A 21,021-nucleotide genomic window follows, 5' to 3' on the forward strand; every position below is an offset into this window, starting at 1 on the left:
GCTCGTGCAGTGACGATCCTGACCCTCGTGCGCCACGGCGAAACCGACTGGAACCGCGACGGGCGCATCCAGGGCTCGACCGACATCCCCCTCAACGACACCGGTCGACTTCAGGCCCGTGACACCGGGCTCGCGCTCCGCGAGACGATCGATGCGGATGCGGCGACCGTCGTCGCGTCGAGCGATCTGCAGCGGGCGGCCGAGACCGCCGACATCATCGCCCGTGCGCTCGGTGCCGCCGAGCCCCGCCGCTACCCGGGCCTTCGCGAGCGCGCCTACGGCGAGGCCGAGGGCATGCGCGTGGTCGATTTCCGCGCGCAGTGGGGCGACTGGCACAACGCCGAGGTTCCGGGTGCCGAGACGTGGGACGAACTGCGCGACCGCGCCCTGAGCGCGTTGCGACGCGTCGTCCGGGACGCGCGGCGGTCGACCGCGCCCTTCGCCCCGGCGCTCGTCGTCGTCGCCCACGGCGGGTTGATCCGCGAGGTCATCCGCCACGCGACGGGCGGCGAACTCCCCATCCCGGGCGAACGACTCGCGAACGGTTCGGCACATACGTTCCTGATGGAGCGCGATCGCCTGCAGCTTCTGTCATACGTCGCGGCGACCCCCTGAGGCGTCACCCGCTGCGGGGCGACGCCCCGCTCGCCTGCTAGCGTTTCGGCTCATGACCGCTCTCGACTCCGTCGACCTCGATCTTCTCCGTGCACTCACGGACGACCCGCGCGCGACCGTCGTCGCACTGGCCGACCGCCTCGGGCTCTCGCGCAACACCGTGCAGACGCGCATGAGCCGGCTCGAGCGCACTGGTGTCTTCCTGTCGTTCCAACGTGTCTTCTCCCCCGAGGCTCTCGGGTTCCCGATCCAGGCGTTCATCAACGTGATGGTGCGCCAGGCCGAACTGCCGCGCATCAAAGAGGCGCTCGCCCTCGTTCCCGAAGTCGTGCAGGCGCACGGGCTGAGCGGTCAGGTCGACCTGCTGGTGCGCGTGGCGTGTCGCGATGCGCAGCACCTCTTCGACACCGACGCCCGCATCCTCGCGATCGACGGCGTCGAGCGCACCGAGACGTCGCTGGCGATGGGCGAGGTCATCGGCTATCGCGTGATGCCGCTCATGGCGCTGGCACGACCGGCACGATAGCCGCTTCACCCCGGGGAACGCCCGCGCCCCGACGGTCGAGTCGCACGAGAACCACCCCCGCCAGGATCAGTGCACCGCCCAGTGCCTGGATCAGCGACGGCGCCTCGCCGATGAGGATCCACGCGATGGCAACCGCGAACAGCGCTTCGGTGAGGCCGACGAACGAGGCCAGACGCGCCCCGATCTTCGAGGTGGCGATGACGCCGAAGGCGTAGCCGCAGACGGTCGCAATCAGCACGACCCACACGACGGGGACGAACCACGGGACGGTGGCACCGGCGAGCACGACATCGACCGGCGGGGCGGCGAAGGGGAGCACGCCCACCGCGCAAAGGAGCGCCATGAGGAGTGCACCGGTGATGAGCCCTCCCCCGGCCAGGGCCAGCGGTGGAACCGAATCGCCCGTCCGCTCGGCGATGAGGAAATAGGCGCCCAGGCAGATCGCCGCGCAGAGCGCGAAGAGCGTGCCGAGCAGGTCGAAGCTCGCACCCGTCACGTCGACCATGAGGATCAGACCCGCGACCGCCGCGACAGAACCGAGCGCCACCACGGCAGACGGGGCGCGGCGCGTCCGCGCCCAGGCGAGCCCGACGAGCAGAACGGGCGCCAGATACTCGATCAGCAGCGCGACGCCCACCGGGATCCGCTGGATGGCTGCGAAGTAGAAGAGCTGGCACCCCGCGATGCCGGTGAGCCCGAAGCCCACGATCAGGGGCCAGTGACGCCGGAGGAACCCGGGCTCGCGCATCACCGCGCGGACGAACGGATACGCCAGCACGAGCGCCGCGCCCGAGATTCTCACGAGCAGCGCGGCCCCCAGCGACCACCCCGCCTCCATGAGCGGCTTCATGACGGCCCCGCTCGAGGCGAAGGCGACGGCAGAGATGAGGCCGAAGACGAGACCGCCCGCGCCAGGGGTGCGGACCGTCGGACGGGGGGACGTGAGCGAAGCGGTCATGGCGAATCCGACTGTCAGGAGTGTCGAGTAGGTACGATGGTGACACTAGCCTCCCCCGATGTCAGGAGTCAACATGGTGTTCATTCATGACACCCAGCTCGCGCTCGAAGCAGCGGTCGATCTGGTGAACACCTCACCCGAGACGTCGTCGGAGGGTGTCGACGGGCTCGTCGAACTGGCCGACCTCCACCGCTTCCTCGACGAACGCCCCTACACCGGGCGCCTTCAGCGCGATGCCGATGAGCTCGCGTCGCTCCGCAGCATCCGCCCTCGTCTTCGCGCGTTCTGGACCGTGGAGCGAGACGGCTCCGTGCCGCTCGTGAACGCCATGCTGCGCGACGGGCACGCCCTCCCCCAGCTCGTCGCCCACGACGGGTTCGAGCAGTGGCACATCCACGCCACCGATGACGAGGTGCCGCTCGCCACCCGCATCCTCGTCGAGACCGCCATGGCCTTCGTCGATGTCATCCGTGCCGACGAGTACGACCGCGTGCAGGTGTGCTCGGCCGATGACTGCGAGTCGGTCTTCATCGACTACTCGCGCAACAAGTCGAAGCGTTACTGCGATACGGGCAACTGCGGCAACCGCATGAACGTCAACGCGTACCGGCGTCGGAAGGCCGAAGAAAGCGACTGATCGCCGCCGCGGCGACCGCGGGCGTCTCGTAGTGGATGAGGTGGCCGACATCCTCGATCTCGACGAGCTCGGCGCGGGGGAACAGCTTTGCGAGCGTGCGCTCCGCCTCGATCGGGGTGATGTCGTCTTTCTGGGCCGCCACGAGGAGCGTCGGAACGGTGATGCGCGGCGCGAACGCCCTGACGTCGTTCGAGACCGAGGTGACGAAGGCGTCGCGCAACACGTCGCGGTCGGCGAAGCGGGAGAAGTACGCGTCGTGCTGTTCGTGCACGAACCTCCGGAGCTCGGGGTCGTGCGTCTTGACCATCGCGATGCTCATCCCCCGCACCACGGCGCGATTGCGCAGCAACGCATCGCCGATCGGGGCGGGAAGCCGTGCGCCCGCCCAGTAGTAGAACACGGCGAGACGGGTCAGGATGCCGCGGGGCCCCTCGAGGGCGGGAGCGCCGATCGGGTTGACCAGCACCAGCGAGGGGGTGTGCAGACCGCCTGCGACGGCCGCGGCCGCCACGATCGATCCGAAGGAGTGCCCCAGGACGACCGCCCCCGGCGCGGTGCCGGCGACGAACGCGGTCAGCCACTCGACGTAGAGCTCGAGATCATGCCGACGCCCGGGAACGGCCGGCGTCTCGCCGAATCCCGGAAGATCGGGCGAGAGGACGCGGATGCCGTCGAGGTGGGCGACGACGGGCTCGAGGCCGTGGTGCTCGCCGCGAAAGCCGTGCACCGCGACGATCGTCGTCGGAGAGGCCGGGTCGCCGTACTCCCAGTACGCCGTTCCGACGCCAAGGGTCTCGGCCTCTCGCCGACGCGGGGGTACGCGATCGAGGAGCGCGGCGTAGGGATTGGGCACCCGTCGAGTCTACGAGCGCCGCACGTCGAGCCCGATGTCGGACGCCGCACCTACCGTCTGACGCATGCACCCCGACCCGCTCCCCCGCTTTCTGACACCGCCCTCGGATCTTCCGGAGTGGGCACGGGTCATAGGGGTGTTCGATCTCGAGACAACCGGCCTCGACGTCGCCGGAGACCGGATCGTCACGGCGCACGTCGGGTTGCTCGATCAGGACGGCGGCGTCTTGACGGCCCGCGATTGGCTGGCCGATCCCGCGGTCGACATCCCCGGGGGCGCGGCAGCGATCCACGGAATCACGACGGAGCATGCCCGTGCGGTGGGGCGGCCCGCCAGGGCGGTGATCGGCGAAGTCGTCGAGGCGCTGCGCGGACTGTTCGCCGCCGGTATCCCCGTGGTGGCGTACAACGCCCCGTTCGACTTCTCCCTGCTGAAGCACGAGTCGTTGCGGCACTCGATCGCGCCGATCGAGCACCCGTCGCCCGTCATCGACCCGCTCGTCGTCGACAAGGCCTACGACCGTTGGCGGCGTGGCAAGAGGACGCTCTCCGATGTCACCCGGCATTACGCGGTGCGATTGGATGCTGCGCACGAGGCGTCTGCCGACGCCGTCGCCGCGGGACGCGTCGCCCAGGCCATCGCCGAGAGGTTCGCCGCCTCGCTGCCACCCACCCTCGATGAACTGCACACCCGTCAGATCGGGTGGGCGCGCGCGCAGGCCGCAAGCCTCGCCGACTACTTCGTGAGCATCGGTCGCATCGACCCCGACGACGCGCTGGAGGGCGCCTGGCCCATACGCTGAGACGATCGCCTGTCCCCGTCAGAGAGCAGCATCGCCGAATGAGCACAGACGCACTGGCCACCGAACACTGGCGCTCTTGTCTCCTCCCGCAGCGCCTGCGCGCCCCAGAGAATGCCGAAGCCGCGGCGTTCTTCACGCGCACGTATGCGCGGGATCTTCTCTTCGCCGGATACGTCTCCGAGGAGCAGGCGCGGCCGGTCGTGCACGCCTACGCCGCCGGCGTGGGCCTCGACGCCGATTCGGCCGACCGCGTTCTCGTCGAGGTCGCAATCGCGCGGCGAGCTGAGACGGCGGCCGGGCCGGGCAGCGAGGTCGCGTTCGGCGAGGCGCTCGATCGCCTCCGCGCAGACGGCGTCGCGGTGCGTGTCGGCATCGACTGCTGTCGGGACACCGGCCTGCAGCGCGTCGAGGGCGAGCATGCCGAGGGCGACCGATCCTTCGCGGTCGCCGGCCTCGACGACCTCCTGAAAGTCGCCCGAGCCGGACGGATCGACCTCAGCTTCTCCTACCTCGACAGCGCACTCGCGGGCGTCCTCACCCCCGAGCTGAACGACCGCGCGTCGCGTGGCGATGCGGCGGCGCGCACCTTCTGGCTCCAGACCGTCGACGATGCGGAGATCACCGCGGGGAACCTCATCGCGTCCGCCATGCGAGAGGCCCCCGGGCTGAGCGTCGAGTGGAACGGCACGGCCCAGGACGTCGTCAGCGTCTCGGTGCCCGAGTGGCGACGTCCACTCCCCTGAAGGCCCGCCCGCCGACCGCACGGGGAACGACGAAGGCCCCGCCGAAGCGGGGCCTTCTCGAGAGTGTGCGGCTCAGCTCTTGCCGAAACCCTTGAAGCGCTGGTTGAACTTCTCGACGCGACCGGCCGAGTCCATGATGCGCTGCTTGCCCGTGTAGAACGGGTGCGACGCAGACGAGATCTCGACGTCGATGACCGGGTACTCGACACCGTCGAGCTCGATCGTCTTGTCGCTGGTCACCGTCGAACGGGTGAGGAAGGTCTCGCCGGAGCCGAGGTCGCGGAACACGACGGCACGGTAGTCCGGGTGGATGTCAGTCTTCATGGGGATCCTTTGAGATGAGGTGCCCTGGATTTGGCCAGGGCCGTCAAAGTCTGCGGCGCAGATGCACCAGCGACCTAGTCTACCAGCCCTCGGGCCGGCGGGGAAACGCGCTCAGGACGCGGCGCGTGCGGCGTAGCGACCGGAGTCCTCGGTGAGGACGATCGGCACCCCGAAGGTCGCCTCGAGGTTCGCCGAGGTGAGCGCTTCGGGAATCGGGCCGGCGGCGGTGATGGCTCCGTCGCGCAGGAGGAGAACGTGGGTGAACCCGATCGGGATCTCTTCGACGTGGTGCGTCACCATCACCATCGCGGGCGTGGTCGGCGCCTGAGCGTAGCCCGACAGCAGCGTGAGCAGCTCTTCGCGCGCGCCGAGGTCGAGGCTCGCGGTGGGCTCGTCGAGGAGCAGCAGCTCGGGGTCGGTCATGACCGCCCGAGCGATCTGCACGCGCTTCTGCTCGCCGTCGGAGAGCGTGCCGAACGTGCGGTCGGCCAGGTGGTCAAGCTTCCACTCGGCCAGCACGCGCAGGGCGCGACGCTCGTCTATGTCTTCGTAGTTCTCGCGCCAGCGCCCGAGCACCGAGAACGCCGCCGTCAGAACAACGTTCAACACGGTCTCTTCGGGGGGGATGCGCCGCGCCATGGCCGACGAGGCGAACCCGATACGCGGACGCAACTCGAAGACATCGGTGCGGCCGAGCTGCTCACCGAGGATCGTGACCGTGCCCGACGAGGGGTGCAGCAGCGTATCGGCGAGCTGGAGGAGCGTCGTCTTGCCCGCTCCGTTGGGCCCCAGGACCACCCACCGCTGATCATCCTCGACCGACCAGTCAAGGTGCGAAACGATCTCTCGGGTGTTCCGGCGAACGACGACGTCGGAGAACTCCAAGACTTGCGGCATACCCCCAGCCTATCGGCCGGAAAGCGACCGGTAGAGTTCCTCGGTCGTGTCGGCGATCTTCTCCCAGCTGAACTCGTCCGCCGCCCGGGCACGCCCCGCGCGGCCGTACTCCGCGGCACGATCGCGGTCGCTGACGACCTCGATGAGGACCCGCGCGAGATCGTCGACGAACGCGTCGGGATCGACCGGTGTGCCGGTTCCGTCCTGCGCCTGCTCGATCGGAACGAGACGCCCCGTGATGCCGTCGGCCACCACCTCGGGAATGCCGCCGGTCGCCGTTCCGACGACCGCGGCGCCGCACGCCATGGCCTCGAGGTTCACGATGCCGAGCGGCTCGTAGACCGAGGGGCACACGAACGTCGTCGCGGCTGTCAGAACGGCGCAAAGGTCGTGGCGCGAGAGGTGGCGGTCGATCCACACCACTCCCTCGCGGGTCGCCTGCAGTCCACGCACGAGCGCCTCGACCTCGGCGAGGATCTCAGGGGTGTCGGGTGCGCCGGCGCAGAGGATCAACTGCACCTCGGGCGGCAACTGCTCCGCAGCGCGCAGCAGGTACGGCAGACCCTTCTGCCGCGTGATGCGGCCGACGAAGACCACCGAGGGGCGCGAGGGGTCGATCCCGTTCTCGGCGAGGAAGGCGGGGTCATCGACCGGATGCCACGCCTCGACGTCGATGCCGTTGTAGATGACGCGCACCTTCGCCGGATCGAGGGCCGGGTAGCTGCGGAGGATGTCGCGGCGCATGCCGTCGCTGACGGCGATGATGGCTGCCGCTCCCTCGTAGGCGGTCTTCTCGATGAAGCTCGAGACGGCGTAGCCGCCGCCGAGCTGCTCGGCTTTCCACGGGCGGAGCGGCTCGAGGCTGTGCGCGCTCACCACGTGCGGAATGCCGTGGAGCAGCGACGCCAGGTGACCGGCGAAGTTGGCGTACCAGGTGTGGCTGTGCACGATGTCGGCACCGGCGACGTCTCCGACGATCTCGAGGTCGGTGCCCAGCGTCTGGACGGCGGCGTTCGCCGTGGCCAACTCGACCGGCGGAGCGTAAGACGTGGTGTGCGGCTCGTCCCGGGGCGCACCGAACGCGCGCACCTCGACCTCGATCGACCGCCGCAGCGCCCGCACCAGCTCGGTCACGTGCACCCCCGCCCCGCCGTAGATCTCGGGCGGGTATTCCTTGGTGACGATGTCCACGCGCATGCTCGAACGCTAGTACAGCTGTCAAGGGGCCCGAAAGCGTGTGGCCCGCCCTCGTCGGCGGGCCTAGGGTGGTGCCATGCCTGCAGCGCCGAAGGTCTTCGGAATCATCCTCGCGGGTGGTGAGGGCAAGCGGCTCATGCCCCTCACCGCCGATCGCGCCAAGCCCGCCGTACCGTTCGGCGGTCAATACCGCCTGATCGACTTCGCGATATCGAATCTCGTGAACTCGGGACTGCGCCAGCTCGTCGTGCTGACGCAGTACAAGTCGCACAGCCTCGACCGCCACATCTCGCAGACCTGGCGCATGTCGCCGATGCTCGGTGCGTACGTCGCCTCGGTGCCGGCTCAGCAACGGCTCGGCAAGCGGTGGTTCTCGGGATCGGCCGACGCGATCCTTCAGAGCATGAACCTCATCCTCGACGAGAAGCCCGACATCGTCGCGGTGATCGGTGCCGACCACGTCTACCGCATGGACTTCGGTCAGATGCTCGACGCCCACATCGCCTCCGACGCGCGCGCCACGGTGGCCGGTATCCGCCAACCCATCGGGCTCGCCGATCAGTTCGGCGTGATCGACGTCGACCCGGCGAACCCGACGCGCATCAACCAGTTCCTCGAGAAGCCCCAGAACCCGACCGGTCTGGCCGACGCCCCCCACGAGGTGCTGGCGTCGATGGGCAACTACATCTTCGACGTGGATGCACTCATCGAAGCGGTGGAGTTCGACGGCGAGCTGCCGACCTCGAACCACGACATGGGCGGCGACATCGTGCCGTACTTCGTGAACCGCGGCGAAGCCGACGTCTACGACTTCAAGCGCAACGACGTGCCGGGGTCGACCGACCGCGACCGCGACTACTGGCGCGACGTGGGGACGATCGATTCGTTCTACGACGCCCACATGGACCTGATCTCGACGCTGCCGGTGTTCAATCTCTACAACACCGACTGGCCGATCTTCTCGCAGACGGTGAACTCTCCGCCCGCGAAGTTCGTCCGCGACTCGGTCGGACGCATCGGCAACGCCATCGACTCGATCGTCTCGCTCGGCTCCGTGCTGTCGGGAACCCACCTCGAACGCAGCGTCGTCGGCCCGTGGACCCTCGCGGGCGGAGGTTCGACGATCACCGACTCGGTGCTGTTCGACTACGTGCGCGTCGGGGCAGGAGCCCGCATCCACCGGGCCATTCTCGACAAGAACGTCTCGCTCGCCGATGGCGCCACGATCGGCGTCGACCGCGAGCACGACATCGCTCGCGGGTTCACGGTCACCGACAGCGGCATCACCATCGTCGGGAAGAACGTCCGCGTCGAAGCCTGACGGCGCGGCGCGGGCGGGTCAGACGCCGACGCGCTCGAAGGCGTCGAGGCTGATGCCGCGACGGAGGATCTCAGCCGACCACTCCCGTGCGGAGTGCAGGCTGTGGTCGCGGTAGTTGCCGCAGCTGAAGGCGTCGACGCCGGGAACGTCGGACCACTCGGCCGTTTCGGCGATGAAGCGCAGACCGTCGCCGATCGCGGAGACGACATCGGCGAGGGGCGGCTCGCCCCACGTGATCAGGTGGAACCCGGTGCGGCACCCGAACGGCGAGATGTCGATGACGCCCTCGAGCCGATCGCGCAGCAGGCTCGCGAGCAGGTGCTCGATGGTGTGGATTCCTGCCGTCGGGATCTCGCCCTCGTTGGGCTGCACGAACCGCACATCGAAGTTGGAGATCACGTCACCTCGCGGGCCCTGCTCCGTACCGATCAGGCGCACGTACGGTGCCTTGACGGCAGTGTGGTCCAGCGTGAAGCTCTCGACGTCGGCCATGATGGTCCCTTCTTCGGATGTCTCCTCCATTGTGGACCGAGCCGCCGGCGGCCGACGCTCGGCACGTCATCGCCCGTCACGCTAGGGTCGAGCGCGTGCCTGCCGCCCGGTTCCTCGTCGTCCTCGACGCCGATTCCACGCTGATCCGCAACGAGGTCATCGAACTCCTCGCCGACGAAGCCGGTCGCGGGGCCGAAGTCGCCGCCGCCACCGAGGCCGCCATGCGCGGAGAGATCGACTTCGCCACGAGCTTGCGTTCGCGGGTCGCTGCCCTGGAGGGCGTCGCCGTCGAGTCGTTCGCCCGCGTGATCGCCAGGATCGAGCCGACTCCCGGGGTGCGCGAACTGATCGGCGGCGTCCATGAGCGCGGCGGGCGGGTCGGCGTCGTTTCGGGCGGGTTCCACGAGATCCTCGACACGGTCGCCCCTTCCCTGGGCGTCGACCTGTGGCGCGCGAACCGCCTCGAGGTCGTCGACAGCGTCCTCACCGGTCGCGTCTCGGGCCCCATCATCGACGGGGCAGCCAAGGTGTCGGCGATGCAGGAATGGGCGGCGGATGCTGCGGTGCCACCCTCTCTGACGATCGCGATCGGCGACGGGGCGAACGACCTCCCGATGATCGCGGCGGCGGGTCTCGGGCTCGCCTTCAACGCGAAGCCGAAGGTTCGTGAGCGCGCTGATCTCGTGGTGGGCCCGGTCGACCTCCGCGAGGTCCTCTCGCTGCTGCCCTGATCCGACACGCTCGTCGCGTGATGTCGCGGCCGGTCGGTAACGTCACCACCATGGATGTTCTCCTCGTTCCCGGGTTCTGGCTCGACGCCTCTTCGTGGGAGGGCGTGACAGCTTCCCTCGAGGCGGCCGGACACACCGTGCACGCGCTCACGATGCCGGGGGTGGGCGTCGCTGCGCCCGACTCATCCGACATCGGCCTCGCCGACTGGGTCGTCGCCACGGTCGCGGCGATCGACGTACGCACCGGCCCGGTCGCACTCGTGGGCCACAGCGGCGGTGGTCATGCGGTCTGGGGCGCTGCCGACGCCCGCGTCGATCGTGTCGCCCGCGTCGTGTTCGTCGACAGCGTTCCGCTACCGCCGGGCGGAAGCATCACCGGTTTTCCCGTCGTCGACGAGGTCGTGCCGTTCCCCGGGTGGGACTACTTCCCGCCCAACGAGGTCGCCGACATGGATGCGGCGACGAAAGCGAGGTGGGCGGCCCGCACCCGGTCCATCCCGCGGACCGTACCGACAGACCAACTCTCGCTGACCGACGAGCGCCGCTTCGCCCTGCCGGTCACCGTGATCACCGCGACCTTTCCCGAGAACGACATGCGCGACGTCATCGCCGCCGCCCCTCCGTGGGCGTCGGAGTTGGCGGCACTGCACGATCTCGAGATCGTCGGCATCGACTCCGGCCACTGGCCGCAGTTCTCGAAGCCTCGCGAGCTCGCCGAGAAGCTGGTCGTCGCTCTCGCGAACTGAGTCGGTGAAACCCCTCGGTGTCAGTGACCCATCCCGAGACCGCCGTCGACCGGGATCACCGCACCGGAGATGTAGGCGGCAGCATCCGACGCCACCCAAGTGACGACACCGGCGACCTCGTCGGCGGTCGCGAATCGCCCGGCCGGGATGCTGCGCTTGTAGTCGGCCTGCGTCTGTTCGGGGAGCGCCGCGGTCATGTCGGTCTCGATGAACCCGGGCGCGACGACGTTCGTCGTGATGCCCCGCGCGCCGAGTTCACGCGTGAGCGATCGTGCGAAGCCCACGAGTCCGCTCTTCGACGCGGCGTAGTTCACCTGCCCGGCCGAGCCGTACAGGCCCACGACGCTCGAGATCAAGATGATGCGGCCCCACCGGGCGCGCAGCATGCCCTTCGACGCCCGCTTGACGACGCGGAAAGCGCCGCCGAGGTTCGTCGAGACGACGGAGTCGAAGTCGTCGTCGGTCATGCGCATGAGGAGCGTGTCTTTGGTGACCCCGGCGTTGGCCACGACGATCTCGACCGGTCCGAGCGCGGCTTCGACCTCGGCGAAAGCGGCGTCGACGGCGGCGGAATCGGTCACGTCGGCACGAACGGTGAGCGTGCCCTCGGGGCCCTCGCCCGAGCGGGCCGTGACCGCGACCCGGTAGCCGTCGGCGACGAACCTCTCGGCGATGGCGCGGCCGATGCCACGGTTTCCTCCGGTGACGAGAACGACGCGTTCGGTAGACATGGCACACTCCCTGGCCGGCGGATGGAACTGCCCCAGCCTAGGCGACCCGTACCGCTCACCCCTGGCCCGGGCCGGCGACCTCCGCGCCGGGTTTGACACGGCATGCGCGCGCTGAAACGCTGAGGTCAGCGACAGAGAGGCTCGACATGAGCGACGAGAACCCGAACGGCTCCCCCGCCGGTACCCCCGCGAGCCCTCCGACCCCCGGATACCCCGGCGCCGAGCAGCCTCCGTATGCGACGCCGGCCTACACGCCCTCGGCGTACAACCCCGGCGGCGACCAGGCCCCCTACGGATCGCCCGCATATCCGCAGCAGCCGCAGCAGTACGGCTACGCCGGCGGCTACGGTTACCCGCCGAAGACGAATGCGCTGGCGATCATCGCCCTCATCTCGGGCATCGCCGCTTTCGTCGTGCTGCCGTTCATCGCCTCGATCGTCGCCGTCATCACGGGACACATGTCGCTCAAACAGATCAAGACGAGCGGTGAGGGCGGCCGCGGCATGGCGCTTACGGGAACGATCCTCGGCTGGGTCGGGATCGGACTCGCCGTCATCGGCATCGTGTTCGTCATCCTGTGGGTCATCGTCGTCGTCGGGGTCGCGTCGAGCAGCTCGACAAACTACGACTACTCCTGAACTACTTTGCGTCCGGCACGGGCCCGTAGTCGATGGGCGGGCGTAACCTGGGGGCATCGTGAAGACGACCACTCCCTCCGCCACATCGCTGCCGATCGCCCCGAAGGACGACGCAGGCTCCCGTCTGACCAAGTACATGGTCATGATGGGCATCCGCATCGTCTGCATCGTCGCGATGGTGTTGATCCAGCCCTTCGGTTGGTACACGTTCGTCTTCGCCGCGGGCGCGGTCGTGCTGCCCTATATCGCCGTCGTGATCGCGAATGTGGGCTCGGACGTCTACCGCACGACCGTCGTGAGCCCGGAGCGGATGCTGGAGGCACCGGCCCCCGCCGCGGCCGCGCCGCAGGCCGCCCCCGCGCCCACCGTCATCCGCATCACCGAGACCCCTCGACTCGCTCCAGGATCGGAACCGCGGCCGTGACGGCGGAGTGCTCGCGGGCGGGATGCCGCGATGCCGCCGGATGGATCGTCGCGTGGCGCAATCCGCGCATCCACACCGATGACCGTCGGAAGCTGTGGTCGGCCTGCGATGCGCACGTCGACTACCTCCGCGACTTCCTGGCGGCTCGTGACTTTCCCGTCGAGGTCTCGAAGATCGACGTCGCCGACGGTGTAGGCGGGCAACCGTGAGCGCGCGCACACGCCCGGCGGCGCTCCGGTGGGCCGGCTACGTCGCGGTCGCGGTGGTCTTCGCCATCGCCTGCGGTTTCCTCTCGCACTGGCAGTTCAGCCGCAACGAAGAACGCGCCCGCGATCTCGCGCTCGTCGATGAGAACTACGACGCCACGCCGGTGCCGCTGCGCGAGGTGCTTCCGGTCGGCGGCGAGTTCGACGCATCCGATGAATGGACCCCGGTCCGCCTCACCGGCACCTACCTCGCCGAGGAACAGCTCCTCGTGCGCAACCGTCCCCACGGTGGCACTGCGGCCTTCGAGGTTCTCGTGCCGTTCCGCCTCGACGACGGCGGTGTGTTCATCGTCGACCGCGGCTGGGTGCCGCCGGGCGATCCCGACCCCGAGCCCGATGCCGTGCCCGCACCGCCCGCCGGCGAGGTGACGATCGTCGTGCGCCTGAAACCCGGTGAGATGCTTCCCGCCTCCGGCCGCTCCGCGGACGCCGGCCAGGTGCCCACCATCCACCTCCCGCTCATCGCCGACGCGGTGGGGTCAGACGGCGACGTCGAGACGAGTGCCTACGGCCAGCTCGTGTCAGAGGATCCCGCGCCCGCCGTCGCGCCGAGTCCCCTGCCCTCCCCGACCGAAGACCCCGGCCCGCACCTGTCGTACGCGATCCAGTGGATCTTGTTCGCCATCATGGGGTTCGCGTTCATCGGCTACATCATCGTCAGCGAGCGGCGCATCCGCCGGGACGACGCAGCAGAAGCCGCCGGCGAAACGCCGAAACCGCGGCGCGAGCGTCGCCGCGACCGAGACGCCGACATCGAAGACGCCCTGGTCGACGCCCGCTGACGAGCCCGCCCGCGAGGTCTTCCGCGGATCAGCCGAGACTGATCAGGCGAGGCTGATGAGGTCCGCGTAGTCGCGACCCCAGAGGTCTTCGACACCGTCGGGCAGGATCAGCACCCGCTCGGGGTTCAACGCGTCGACAGCACCCTCGTCGTGCGAGACGAGGACGACGGCACCCTCGTAGTGCGCGAGAGCCCCGAGGATCTCTTCCCGCGACGCGGGGTCGAGGTTGTTCGTCGGCTCGTCGAGCAGCAGCATGTTCGCGCTCGAGACGACCAGGGTGGCCAGCGAGAGGCGCGTCTTCTCGCCGCCCGAGAGCACCCCGGCCGGTTTCAGCACGTCGTCGCCGACGAAGAGGAACGAACCGAGCACTTTTCGCGCCTCGGTGGCGTTGATGTTCGGCGCCGCCGACATCATGTTCTCGAGCACCGAGCGCTTCACGTCGAGGTTCTCGTGCTCCTGCGCGTAGTAACCGATCTTGAGACCGAATCCCGGCTCGATGACACCGGTGTCGGCCTTGTCGACACCCGCGAGGATGCGAAGCAGCGTCGTCTTGCCGGCACCGTTGAGGCCCAGGATGACGACCTTCGATCCGCGGTCGATCGCCAGGTCGACGTCGGTGAAGATCTCGAGCGAGCCGTACGACTTCGACAGGCCCGATGCCATGAGCGGGGTCTTGCCGCAGGGCGCGGGCTTCGGGAAGCGGAGCTTCGCGACCCGCTCCTCCTGGCGCACCTCGTCGAGCCCGGCGAGCATCTTCTCGGCGCGGGCGACCATCTGGTGGGCGGCGGCGGCCTTCGAGGCCTTCGCGCCGAACCGCGCGGCCTGCTGCTGCAGCACGGTGGCCTTCTTCTCGACGTTGGTCCGCTCTTTCTTGCGGCGCTCTTCGTCGGCCACCCGCTGGCGCAGGTAGTTCTTCCAGTTCATGTTGTAGACGTCGATGACCTGGCGGTTGCCGTCGAGGTAGAACACGCGGTTCACCGTCTCGCCGACCAGCTCGACATCGTGGCTGATCACGATCAGCCCGCCTTTGTAGCCCTTGAGGAACTCGCGGAGCCAGACGACGCTGTCGGCGTCGAGGTGGTTGGTCGGCTCGTCGAGGATCATCGTCTGCGCGTCGGAGAACAGGATGCGGGCGAGCTCGATGCGGCGACGCTGACCGCCCGAGAGGGTCTTGAGCGGCTGATCGAGGATGCGGTCCGGAAGCGAGAGGTTGTTGGCGATGGATGCTGCCTCCGCCTCGGCCGTGTACCCGCCGAGCGACTCGAACCGCTCCATGAGGTTGCCGAACCGCTTCATCGCCTTCGCGGCGACGTCGGCGTCGTCATCGGCCATGAGCATCGACGCCTCCTGCATGCCCACCGCGAGCGATCCGAGCCCGCGGGCGTCGAGGATGCGCGTGCGCGCCAGCATTTCGGGGTCACCGGCGCGAGGGTCCTGCGGGAGATAGCCGAGTTCACCGGAACGGTCGACACCGCCGTCCGAGGGCATCAGGTCACCGGCGAGCACCTTCGTCAATGTCGTCTTGCCGGCGCCGTTGCGACCGACGAGACCGATCTTGTCGCCGTCGCTCACGCGGAACGAGACGCCGGACATGAGAACGCGGGCTCCTACGCGGATCTCGAGGTCATGCACGGCGAGCACAGCGAACGTCCGATCTTTTCGGTGGAAGGGGTCGAAGGGCGGCGATGGCCAGCCCTCTAGTATAAGTCGCGATGCCCGCCGATCCTTCCGCGGGCCGTTGTCGAAGGAGTCCTCCCATGTCTGTCGCCTCCCCCGTCGTCGGCCGCGTGCTCGCCGACATCGTCGGCCGCCCGGCCACCCGCATCCGCTCGTTCGCGCTCGATGCGACGCTCGTGCTCACCGGAGTCGCGCTCGTCGCGCTGCTCGCGAAGGTCTCGTTCTTCATCGGCCCCGTGCCCATCACCGGCCAGACCGCGGGTGTCATCATCGTGGGCGCCGCCCTCGGCTCGCGTCGCGGCGCCGCAGCCCTGGCGACGTACGCGGTGGCCGGCCTCGCCGGCGCCCCGATCTTCGCCGGGCCCATCGCGGGCCCCGCGTACGTCCTCTCGCCGTCGTTCGGGTTCGTCCTCGGCTTCATTCCGGCGGCCTTCGTCGCGGGATGGTTCGCTGAGCGCGCCTGGGACCGGCGCCCCGCCCGCGCCTTCGTCGGCTTCGTCGGGGCCAGCATCGTGCCGTTCCTGATCGGCGTGCCCTACATGGCGCTCATCCTGGCCACGGTGCTGGGGCAGCAGGTGACCCTCGCGACCGTGCTCGCACAGGGCGTCGTGCCCTTCATCGTGCCGGGCCTCATCAAGGCCGGCGCCGTGGCGCTGCTGCTTCCGGCCGCCTGGCTCGGCGTGCGCGCCGCCGACCGACGGCGCTGAGCTCGGAACGTCGAAGGCCCCCACCCGCGAAGAAGCGGGAGGGGGCCTTCGTCGTTGCGCTCAGCCCTTCGCGACGGCCGTGGCCTCGGCGAGCTGCTCGACCATGGTCGGCAGGATGAACGGGAAGGTGAGCGCCGTCGGCGAGATGGCCGCGACATTCTCTTCGCCGACGATGGCTCCCACCGCTCCGGCGGCGACGGCCGGGATCAGCCGGGTGCGGTCGGAGGTCAGGAAGGTCTCGAGCGCCGCCTCGTCGTCGGCCTGGGTGAAGACCACCTCGGCGTCGATCTGGTCGAGGTTCTCTGCGCTGACGGTCGTGTAGAACCCGCCGGCGCCGTCATCGAGCGCCGTGACCGAATCTGCGGTGACGAACCCGAGGTCCTCGAGGATCTCCACGCGCGGGTCGGCGGGCAGGTAGAGGTAGAACGTGTCGACGCTGTCCGCGGCGTAGGCGATCGTCGTGCCGGCGAACTCCGGGTGCTCCGCGGCGGCGTCCGCGACCTGAGCGTCCATGTCGGCGAGGATCTGCGCCGCATCCTCTTCGAGTCCCAGAGCTTGCCCGGTCTCGGTGATGACATCGCGCCAGGGCGTCGTCCAGATGCCGTCGGTGGGGGCGATGACGGGCACGCCGGCGCCGGTGATCGCGTCGTACTCCTCTTGGGTCAGGCCGGAGTAGGGGGCGATGAGCACATCGGGGTCGGTCGCGAGCAGGTCTTCGATCGGCACGCCGGCGGTCGCATCGAGGATCTCGGGAGCCTCGCCGCCGAGCTCGTCGAGTGCGTCCTTCACCCACGGCGTGATGCGGTCATCGCCCCCGCCGTAGTCCATCGAAGCGATCGCGACGGGCACGATGCCGAGCGCGAGAACGGCGTCGGTCGCCCCCCACCCCCAGGTCGCCACGCGCTCGGGTGCGGCCTCGAGCACGGTCTCGCCGTACATGTTCGTCATGGTGACCGGGAAACCCGCTGCGGCAGCGGGCTCGGAGCCGGCTCCGGGGTCTGCGGTCTCGGCGGGCGCACCGCAGGCGGAGAGGGTGAGGGCGGCGGCGACCAGGGTCGCGGCGACGGCGGTCGCGCGGAAAGTGCGGGTCATTCGGTGTTGTCCTTTCGGGGGCGGAAGGGGTTCCGTCGTGGTGGTCAGAGGGCGTCGGGCGGCAGGTGCGCGCCGCCGGGTCGGGGAACGACGAGGGGGGTGCCGGTGAGCGGATCGGGCATGACGAGGGCGTCGAGGGCGAAGGCCTCCGACAAGACCTCGGCGGTGAGCACGTCGCCCGGCGCGCCCTGCGCGACGATCCGCCCCTCGTGCATGACGACGAGGTCGTCGGCATACCGTGCGGCGAGGTTCAGCTCGTGCAGGACGACCACGATCGTCGTTCCGTGCTCCCGATTGAGGTGCACGAGAAGATCGAGCACCTCGAGCTGATGGCTCAGGTCGAGGAACGTCGTCGGTTCGTCGAGGAGGAGGATCTCGGGATTCTGCGCCAGCGCCATGGCGATCCAGACCCGCTGGCGCTGCCCGCCCGAGAGGTCGCCCACCGGTCGGTCGCCCAACGCGGCCACCCCCGTGAGCCTCATCGCCTCGTCGACCTGCGCGGTGTCGGCCGAACTCCACCGAGAGAAGACGCCGCGATGGGGATGCCGCCCGCGAGAGACGAGCTCGGCGACGGTGAGACCGTCGGGGGCGATCGGATGCTGCGGAAGCAGCCCGACCGTCTGAGCGAACCGGCGGCGGGTGATGCGCGAGACGTCGACGCCGTCGAGATGCACTTCGCCCGCCAGCGGGCTGTTCAGGCGGGCCAGCACCCCGAGGAGGGTCGATTTGCCGCAGGCGTTGGCGCCGATGATCATCGTCAGCCGCCCCGGCGCGATCTCGAGGTCGAGGTTCTCGATGACCCGACGCCCCGGGTAGCCGGCGTGCAGGGCACGCGCGCTCAGCTTCGGCGCCGAGGGGTTCGGAGGGGTGGTCGCGCTCACAGCTGGCGTCCTTTCGTCGAGGCGAGAAGCCAGAGGAGGAAGACGGCGCCGATCGCGCCGGTCACGACCCCGACGGGGAGGGAGATTCCGGGCAGTGCGAACTGCGCCGCGAGATCGGCCGCGACGAGGAGGGCGGCCCCCGTGACCGCGCTCGCCCCGATGCCGAGGGCGCCGTTGCCGAGGAGTGAGCGGGCGATCGGCGGCGCACACAGCGCGACGAACGCGATCGGACCGGCGAATGCACACGTGACGGCGGTGAGGAGCACGGCGGAGCCGACGGCCACCCACCGCACCGTGGCCGGATTCACGCCCAGGCCGGAAGAAGTCGCGCTGCCGAGTTGCGTGATGGGCAGCCACCGCGCGGCCAAGGCGACCAGCGGCGAGACGGCGACGGCCACCGCGAGCACGACGAGCACCTGCCCCCACGTCGACGCGGAGAGCGAACCGGTGATCCAGACCAGAGCCGCCTGCGCGAGCTCGAGCTGGGCGCGCACCATCAAGAAGTTCGTGATCGCCACGCACAGGAACGCCACCCCGATTCCGGCGAGGATGAGGCGGAACCCGCCGCCGGAGACCCGGCGCCCCGCCGCCAGGAGAAGGACGGAGACGAGCATTCCGCCGACGAACGCGGCCAGTGCGAGCACGGGACCGGTCAGCCCGAGCCCGAGCAGCACGAACAGCGCACCGACGCTCGCGCCGCCGCTGATGCCCAGCAGGTCGGGGCTCGCGAGCGGGTTGCGCAGCAGCGTCTGCAGCAGCGCCCCCGCGGTGCCCAAGCACGCCCCCACGAGCACGCCCATGACGACCCTCGGCGCGCGCACCTGGAAGAGGACGTACGATTCCACGCGCCCTCCCCCGCCCCACAGCGTCTGCCAGAGCTGCGCAGGAGACAGCGGGTAGTCGCCGACCGAGAGGCCGACGACCGTGACCACGACGAGCAGGGCGGTCACCCCGGAGACCGCGATCAGGCGACGGCGGCGTACCCGTGCGCGCACGGTGACGACGGTGGGGGCGGCCTGGTCGACGCTCACAGTGCCACCCGCCGACCGCGCAGCACGAGCGCGATGAGAGCCGGCGCGCCCACGAAGGCCACCACGATGCCGGCCTGGACCTCACCGGGGAGGGCGATCACGCGACCGAGTACATCGGCGGTGAGCAGCAGCGACCCCCCGACGGGAATGCTGAGCGCGAAGAGCACGCCGTGCCCGCCGCCGACCAGTGCGCGCAGCACGTGCGGAACGAGCAGTCCCACGAAGACGATCGGGCCGGCCAGTGCGGTGGCTCCCCCGCACAGGAGGACGGTCGCGACGATGCCGAGCGTGCGGGTGCGCGCGACGTTCTGACCGAGCCCCGCCGCGGTGTCGCTTCCGAGCGAGAGCAGATCGAGCCCTCGCGCGCTCGACAGGGCGATCACCGTACCGACGAGAACGGGAAGGGCCACCACCGCCACGGTGTCGAGCCCCCGGGTGGTCAGGCCGCCGACCTGCCAGTAGCGATAGACGTCGAGGGTCGCGGCGGAGGTGGTGAGCATGAACGTCGTCACCGCGATCAGACCCGCCGTGACCGCCGCGCCCGTCAGGGCGAGCTTGGCCGGGTTGTCGCCGTCAGGTCCGCGGGTGCCGATGAGAGCGACGACGACGGCGGCGACCCCCGCACCGGCGAAAGCGAACCACACGAACCCCGACGGTTGCGCGATGCCGAACACCGAGATCGCGACCAGCACGGCGACCGAGGCGCCGGCGTTGATCCCGAGCAGCCCGGGGTCGGCGAGAGGGTTGCGCGTGAGCCCCTGCATGAGGGTGCCGGCGACCGCCAGGGCTGCGCCCGCCATCAGGCCCACCGCGGTGCGCGGAATCCGCTGGGTGACGATGACGACGTGGTCGGCGATGGTCGGATCGAACGCGGTCAGGGCGTCCCACACGACGGCGGGTGCGACCGAGCGAGCTCCGACGAGCAGACTGCACCCCACGCTCACCGCGAGCAGGGCGATCGCGCCGATCGTGACGAGACGCGTACGCCTCGCCCGAACCGTCGTCGTCATGCCTGCCGTTCCGCCTGCCCCAGGCGCCAGTAGCCCATGAACGCCACGCGCTTGCGGTCGACACCGCCGGTGGTCACCAGCATCCGCCGCAGCGTCTTGATCGTGGCCGCTTCACCGGCGAACCACGCGTAGAACTCCCCCTCGGCGTCGGCGGGGCTGTCCCAGATCAGTTCGCGGTCGACGTCGACGTCTGCGAGGGGCTGCGGCCTCGGCGCCGCCGCGCGCGTCAGAACGTCGGCGGATGCTGTGCACCACCCCGCCAGGGCCTCGATGAGACGCTGCCCGTGCGCGGCGTCGTCGCGGCTGATCCAGTGCACGCGATGCGAGGCGGGCACCTCGAGGGGCAGCGCGTCGAGCGCGGTCGGCACCTCGAGGAACGCATCCACCTCGTAGTCGTCGCCGAGGGCCTCGAGGATGCCGCTGATCGCGGGAACGGCGGTCTCGTCGCCCGCGAGCAACAGCCGCCGCGCGGTGCCGGGATGGAAGTCGAGCCCGAGATGGGACTGTTCGCTGCGCTCGTCGGGACCGACGATGACCAGCTGTTGACCCGCTCGCACGCGCGAGGCCCATTCCCCGGCCGGACCGGCATCGTGGTGCACGACGAAGTCGACGTCGATCTCGCACGAGTCCGGGTCTGCGCGACGCACCGTGTAGGTGCGCAACGGGCTGCGCTCGGAAGTGGGAACCTCTCGCCACCGCTCGTACCAGGCACCCGTGGCGATCGCGTCCTCATCGCGCTGACCGACGTCGCTGATGGTTCCGTCGGGGAGCGGCAGGAGGATCTTGATCCGCTGATCGAGCCCCGACCTGCCGAAGTGGGCGAAGTCGTCGCAGCCGAAGGTCACCCGCACGAACGAGGGCGACAGGCGGCGGACGGCGCGCACCTCGGCGCAGTACGGCCGATAGGACGGACGGCTCGAGACGGCAACGGAAGACACCT

General features: G+C 69.7%; 26 protein-coding genes. 13 read left to right on the plus strand and 13 right to left on the minus strand.

The genetic code is table 11. The features are described from left to right. The first annotated feature begins 9 nt into the window (after nt 1–9). Both ACFXQA_RS10875 and ACFXQA_RS10880 read left to right on the plus strand, forming a co-directional pair. Nucleotides 10–615 carry a histidine phosphatase family protein gene (locus tag ACFXQA_RS10875; RefSeq protein ID WP_394519843.1) on the plus strand — a complete coding sequence of 202 codons (606 nt, stop codon included), beginning with the start codon at nt 10–12 and terminating at the stop codon, nt 613–615. Between the two features lie 52 nt (nt 616–667). Next, nucleotides 668–1,141, plus strand: a complete 474-nt coding sequence (locus tag ACFXQA_RS10880; protein WP_394519844.1) for an Lrp/AsnC family transcriptional regulator — start codon at nt 668–670, stop codon at nt 1,139–1,141. On the opposite strand, the gene ACFXQA_RS10885 is transcribed toward ACFXQA_RS10880, so the two are convergent. Further along, the gene (locus ACFXQA_RS10885; RefSeq protein WP_394519845.1) at nt 1,113–2,099 is read right to left on the minus strand and encodes an EamA family transporter; all 987 of its coding nucleotides are present in this window, start codon (nt 2,097–2,099) and stop codon (nt 1,113–1,115) included. The genes ACFXQA_RS10880 and ACFXQA_RS10885 overlap by 29 nt on opposite strands. A 73-nt stretch (nt 2,100–2,172) precedes the next feature. Between ACFXQA_RS10885 and ACFXQA_RS10890 the strand changes: the two genes are divergently transcribed. Further along, on the plus strand, nt 2,173–2,736 hold the full coding sequence (locus tag ACFXQA_RS10890) for a CGNR zinc finger domain-containing protein (protein WP_394520228.1): 564 nt from the start codon (nt 2,173–2,175) through the stop codon (nt 2,734–2,736). Here the strand turns inward: ACFXQA_RS10890 and ACFXQA_RS10895 are convergent. After that, a complete protein-coding gene (locus ACFXQA_RS10895; RefSeq protein WP_394519846.1) occupies nt 2,696–3,589 on the minus strand; it encodes an alpha/beta fold hydrolase in 894 nt (297 codons plus the stop codon). The genes ACFXQA_RS10890 and ACFXQA_RS10895 overlap by 41 nt on opposite strands. A 64-nt stretch (nt 3,590–3,653) precedes the next feature. Here ACFXQA_RS10895 and ACFXQA_RS10900 point away from each other — a divergent pair, with 64 nt between their 5' ends. Both ACFXQA_RS10900 and ACFXQA_RS10905 read left to right on the plus strand, forming a co-directional pair. After that, nucleotides 3,654–4,391 carry an exonuclease domain-containing protein gene (locus ACFXQA_RS10900; protein WP_394519847.1) on the plus strand — a complete coding sequence of 246 codons (738 nt, stop codon included), beginning with the start codon at nt 3,654–3,656 and terminating at the stop codon, nt 4,389–4,391. 38 nt (nt 4,392–4,429) lie between these two features. Further along, nucleotides 4,430–5,134 carry a DUF6891 domain-containing protein gene (locus ACFXQA_RS10905; protein ID WP_394519848.1) on the plus strand — a complete coding sequence of 235 codons (705 nt, stop codon included), beginning with the start codon at nt 4,430–4,432 and terminating at the stop codon, nt 5,132–5,134. Nucleotides 5,135–5,206: 72 nt separating this feature from the next. Here ACFXQA_RS10905 and ACFXQA_RS10910 read toward each other — a convergent pair whose 3' ends face one another. The 3 genes from ACFXQA_RS10910 to glgA form a co-directional block, all read right to left on the minus strand. Beyond that, on the minus strand, nt 5,207–5,458 hold the full coding sequence (locus ACFXQA_RS10910) for a type B 50S ribosomal protein L31 (RefSeq protein WP_394519849.1): 252 nt from the start codon (nt 5,456–5,458) through the stop codon (nt 5,207–5,209). 111 nt (nt 5,459–5,569) lie between these two features. Next, nucleotides 5,570–6,355 carry an ABC transporter ATP-binding protein gene (locus ACFXQA_RS10915; protein ID WP_394519850.1) on the minus strand — a complete coding sequence of 262 codons (786 nt, stop codon included), beginning with the start codon at nt 6,353–6,355 and terminating at the stop codon, nt 5,570–5,572. A gap of 9 nt (nt 6,356–6,364) precedes the next feature. Beyond that, a complete protein-coding gene (gene glgA / locus ACFXQA_RS10920) occupies nt 6,365–7,552 on the minus strand; it encodes a glycogen synthase (RefSeq protein ID WP_394519851.1) in 1,188 nt (395 codons plus the stop codon). A gap of 76 nt (nt 7,553–7,628) precedes the next feature. On the opposite strand from glgA, the gene ACFXQA_RS10925 reads away from it, so the two are divergent. Further along, the gene (locus ACFXQA_RS10925; RefSeq protein ID WP_394519852.1) at nt 7,629–8,873 is read left to right on the plus strand and encodes a glucose-1-phosphate adenylyltransferase; all 1,245 of its coding nucleotides are present in this window, start codon (nt 7,629–7,631) and stop codon (nt 8,871–8,873) included. A gap of 18 nt (nt 8,874–8,891) precedes the next feature. Here ACFXQA_RS10925 and ACFXQA_RS10930 read toward each other — a convergent pair whose 3' ends face one another. Further along, a complete protein-coding gene (locus tag ACFXQA_RS10930; RefSeq protein ID WP_394519853.1) occupies nt 8,892–9,365 on the minus strand; it encodes an S-ribosylhomocysteine lyase in 474 nt (157 codons plus the stop codon). Nucleotides 9,366–9,460: 95 nt separating this feature from the next. Between ACFXQA_RS10930 and serB the strand changes: the two genes are divergently transcribed. Together serB and ACFXQA_RS10940 are read left to right on the plus strand one after the other, a co-directional pair. Then, nucleotides 9,461–10,096: a phosphoserine phosphatase SerB gene (gene serB / locus ACFXQA_RS10935; RefSeq protein ID WP_394519854.1), complete on the plus strand. Its 636-nt coding sequence runs from the start codon at nt 9,461–9,463 to the stop codon at nt 10,094–10,096. Nucleotides 10,097–10,146: 50 nt separating this feature from the next. Continuing rightward, a complete protein-coding gene (locus tag ACFXQA_RS10940) occupies nt 10,147–10,842 on the plus strand; it encodes an alpha/beta fold hydrolase (protein WP_394519855.1) in 696 nt (231 codons plus the stop codon). 20 nt (nt 10,843–10,862) lie between these two features. On the opposite strand, the gene fabG is transcribed toward ACFXQA_RS10940, so the two are convergent. Then, nucleotides 10,863–11,573 carry a 3-oxoacyl-ACP reductase FabG gene (gene fabG / locus ACFXQA_RS10945; RefSeq protein WP_394519856.1) on the minus strand — a complete coding sequence of 237 codons (711 nt, stop codon included), beginning with the start codon at nt 11,571–11,573 and terminating at the stop codon, nt 10,863–10,865. Between the two features lie 146 nt (nt 11,574–11,719). Between fabG and ACFXQA_RS10950 the strand changes: the two genes are divergently transcribed. The 4 genes from ACFXQA_RS10950 to ACFXQA_RS10965 are packed head-to-tail and all read left to right on the plus strand — an operon-like array spanning nt 11,720 to nt 13,683. Next, the gene (locus tag ACFXQA_RS10950) at nt 11,720–12,211 is read left to right on the plus strand and encodes a DUF4190 domain-containing protein (RefSeq protein WP_394519857.1); all 492 of its coding nucleotides are present in this window, start codon (nt 11,720–11,722) and stop codon (nt 12,209–12,211) included. A 58-nt stretch (nt 12,212–12,269) separates the two neighbouring features. Beyond that, on the plus strand, nt 12,270–12,635 hold the full coding sequence (locus ACFXQA_RS10955; RefSeq protein WP_394519858.1) for a DUF3099 domain-containing protein: 366 nt from the start codon (nt 12,270–12,272) through the stop codon (nt 12,633–12,635). Beyond that, nucleotides 12,632–12,844, plus strand: a complete 213-nt coding sequence (locus ACFXQA_RS10960; RefSeq protein WP_394519859.1) for a hypothetical protein — start codon at nt 12,632–12,634, stop codon at nt 12,842–12,844. Before ACFXQA_RS10955 ends, ACFXQA_RS10960 begins: the two co-directional genes overlap by 4 nt. Further along, nucleotides 12,841–13,683 carry an SURF1 family cytochrome oxidase biogenesis protein gene (locus tag ACFXQA_RS10965; RefSeq protein WP_394519860.1) on the plus strand — a complete coding sequence of 281 codons (843 nt, stop codon included), beginning with the start codon at nt 12,841–12,843 and terminating at the stop codon, nt 13,681–13,683. The genes ACFXQA_RS10960 and ACFXQA_RS10965 overlap by 4 nt, the downstream gene beginning before the upstream one ends. A gap of 42 nt (nt 13,684–13,725) precedes the next feature. Here the strand turns inward: ACFXQA_RS10965 and ACFXQA_RS10970 are convergent, their stop codons facing one another. Then, nucleotides 13,726–15,324: an ABC-F family ATP-binding cassette domain-containing protein gene (locus ACFXQA_RS10970; RefSeq protein WP_394519862.1), complete on the minus strand. Its 1,599-nt coding sequence runs from the start codon at nt 15,322–15,324 to the stop codon at nt 13,726–13,728. A 116-nt stretch (nt 15,325–15,440) separates the two neighbouring features. Between ACFXQA_RS10970 and ACFXQA_RS10975 the strand changes: the two genes are divergently transcribed. After that, complete coding sequence (locus ACFXQA_RS10975) at nt 15,441–16,067, plus strand: biotin transporter BioY (RefSeq protein WP_394519863.1); 627 nt, start codon at nt 15,441–15,443, stop codon at nt 16,065–16,067. 60 nt (nt 16,068–16,127) lie between these two features. Here the strand turns inward: ACFXQA_RS10975 and ACFXQA_RS10980 are convergent, their stop codons facing one another. Genes ACFXQA_RS10980 through ACFXQA_RS11000 form a run of 5 tightly spaced genes read right to left on the minus strand, consistent with a single transcriptional unit; the run spans nt 16,128 to nt 21,019 of the window. Continuing rightward, a complete protein-coding gene (locus tag ACFXQA_RS10980) occupies nt 16,128–17,159 on the minus strand; it encodes an ABC transporter substrate-binding protein (protein WP_394519864.1) in 1,032 nt (343 codons plus the stop codon). A gap of 44 nt (nt 17,160–17,203) precedes the next feature. Then, nucleotides 17,204–18,040, minus strand: a complete 837-nt coding sequence (locus tag ACFXQA_RS10985) for an ABC transporter ATP-binding protein (protein ID WP_394519865.1) — start codon at nt 18,038–18,040, stop codon at nt 17,204–17,206. Beyond that, the gene (locus ACFXQA_RS10990; protein WP_394519866.1) at nt 18,037–19,071 is read right to left on the minus strand and encodes a FecCD family ABC transporter permease; all 1,035 of its coding nucleotides are present in this window, start codon (nt 19,069–19,071) and stop codon (nt 18,037–18,039) included. Before ACFXQA_RS10990 ends, ACFXQA_RS10985 begins: the two co-directional genes overlap by 4 nt. Further along, the gene (locus ACFXQA_RS10995; RefSeq protein ID WP_394519867.1) at nt 19,068–20,081 is read right to left on the minus strand and encodes a FecCD family ABC transporter permease; all 1,014 of its coding nucleotides are present in this window, start codon (nt 20,079–20,081) and stop codon (nt 19,068–19,070) included. Before ACFXQA_RS10995 ends, ACFXQA_RS10990 begins: the two co-directional genes overlap by 4 nt. Beyond that, nucleotides 20,078–21,019 carry a siderophore-interacting protein gene (locus ACFXQA_RS11000; RefSeq protein WP_394519868.1) on the minus strand — a complete coding sequence of 314 codons (942 nt, stop codon included), beginning with the start codon at nt 21,017–21,019 and terminating at the stop codon, nt 20,078–20,080. Before ACFXQA_RS11000 ends, ACFXQA_RS10995 begins: the two co-directional genes overlap by 4 nt. Between the last annotated feature and the right edge of the window lie 2 nt (nt 21,020–21,021).

The organism is Microbacterium shimangi (assembly GCF_043556445.1).
In the GTDB taxonomy this organism is placed as follows: Bacteria; Actinomycetota; Actinomycetes; order Actinomycetales; family Microbacteriaceae; genus Microbacterium.

Coding starts and splice junctions, on each gene's coding strand:
- ACFXQA_RS10880 (WP_394519844.1), top strand. CDS start 668: ATGACCGCTCTCGACTCCGTCGACCTCGATCTTCTCCGTGCACTCACG.
- ACFXQA_RS10885 (WP_394519845.1), bottom strand. CDS start 2,099: ATGACCGCTTCGCTCACGTCCCCCCGTCCGACGGTCCGCACCCCTGGC.
- ACFXQA_RS10890 (WP_394520228.1), top strand. CDS start 2,173: ATGGTGTTCATTCATGACACCCAGCTCGCGCTCGAAGCAGCGGTCGAT.
- ACFXQA_RS10900 (WP_394519847.1), top strand. CDS start 3,654: ATGCACCCCGACCCGCTCCCCCGCTTTCTGACACCGCCCTCGGATCTT.
- ACFXQA_RS10905 (WP_394519848.1), top strand. CDS start 4,430: ATGAGCACAGACGCACTGGCCACCGAACACTGGCGCTCTTGTCTCCTC.
- ACFXQA_RS10910 (WP_394519849.1), bottom strand. CDS start 5,458: ATGAAGACTGACATCCACCCGGACTACCGTGCCGTCGTGTTCCGCGAC.
- ACFXQA_RS10915 (WP_394519850.1), bottom strand. CDS start 6,355: ATGCCGCAAGTCTTGGAGTTCTCCGACGTCGTCGTTCGCCGGAACACC.
- glgA (WP_394519851.1), bottom strand. CDS start 7,552: ATGCGCGTGGACATCGTCACCAAGGAATACCCGCCCGAGATCTACGGC.
- ACFXQA_RS10925 (WP_394519852.1), top strand. CDS start 7,629: ATGCCTGCAGCGCCGAAGGTCTTCGGAATCATCCTCGCGGGTGGTGAG.
- ACFXQA_RS10930 (WP_394519853.1), bottom strand. CDS start 9,365: ATGGCCGACGTCGAGAGCTTCACGCTGGACCACACTGCCGTCAAGGCA.
- ACFXQA_RS10940 (WP_394519855.1), top strand. CDS start 10,147: ATGGATGTTCTCCTCGTTCCCGGGTTCTGGCTCGACGCCTCTTCGTGG.
- fabG (WP_394519856.1), bottom strand. CDS start 11,573: ATGTCTACCGAACGCGTCGTTCTCGTCACCGGAGGAAACCGTGGCATC.
- ACFXQA_RS10950 (WP_394519857.1), top strand. CDS start 11,720: ATGAGCGACGAGAACCCGAACGGCTCCCCCGCCGGTACCCCCGCGAGC.
- ACFXQA_RS10975 (WP_394519863.1), top strand. CDS start 15,441: ATGTCTGTCGCCTCCCCCGTCGTCGGCCGCGTGCTCGCCGACATCGTC.
- ACFXQA_RS10980 (WP_394519864.1), bottom strand. CDS start 17,159: ATGACCCGCACTTTCCGCGCGACCGCCGTCGCCGCGACCCTGGTCGCC.
- ACFXQA_RS10995 (WP_394519867.1), bottom strand. CDS start 20,081: ATGACGACGACGGTTCGGGCGAGGCGTACGCGTCTCGTCACGATCGGC.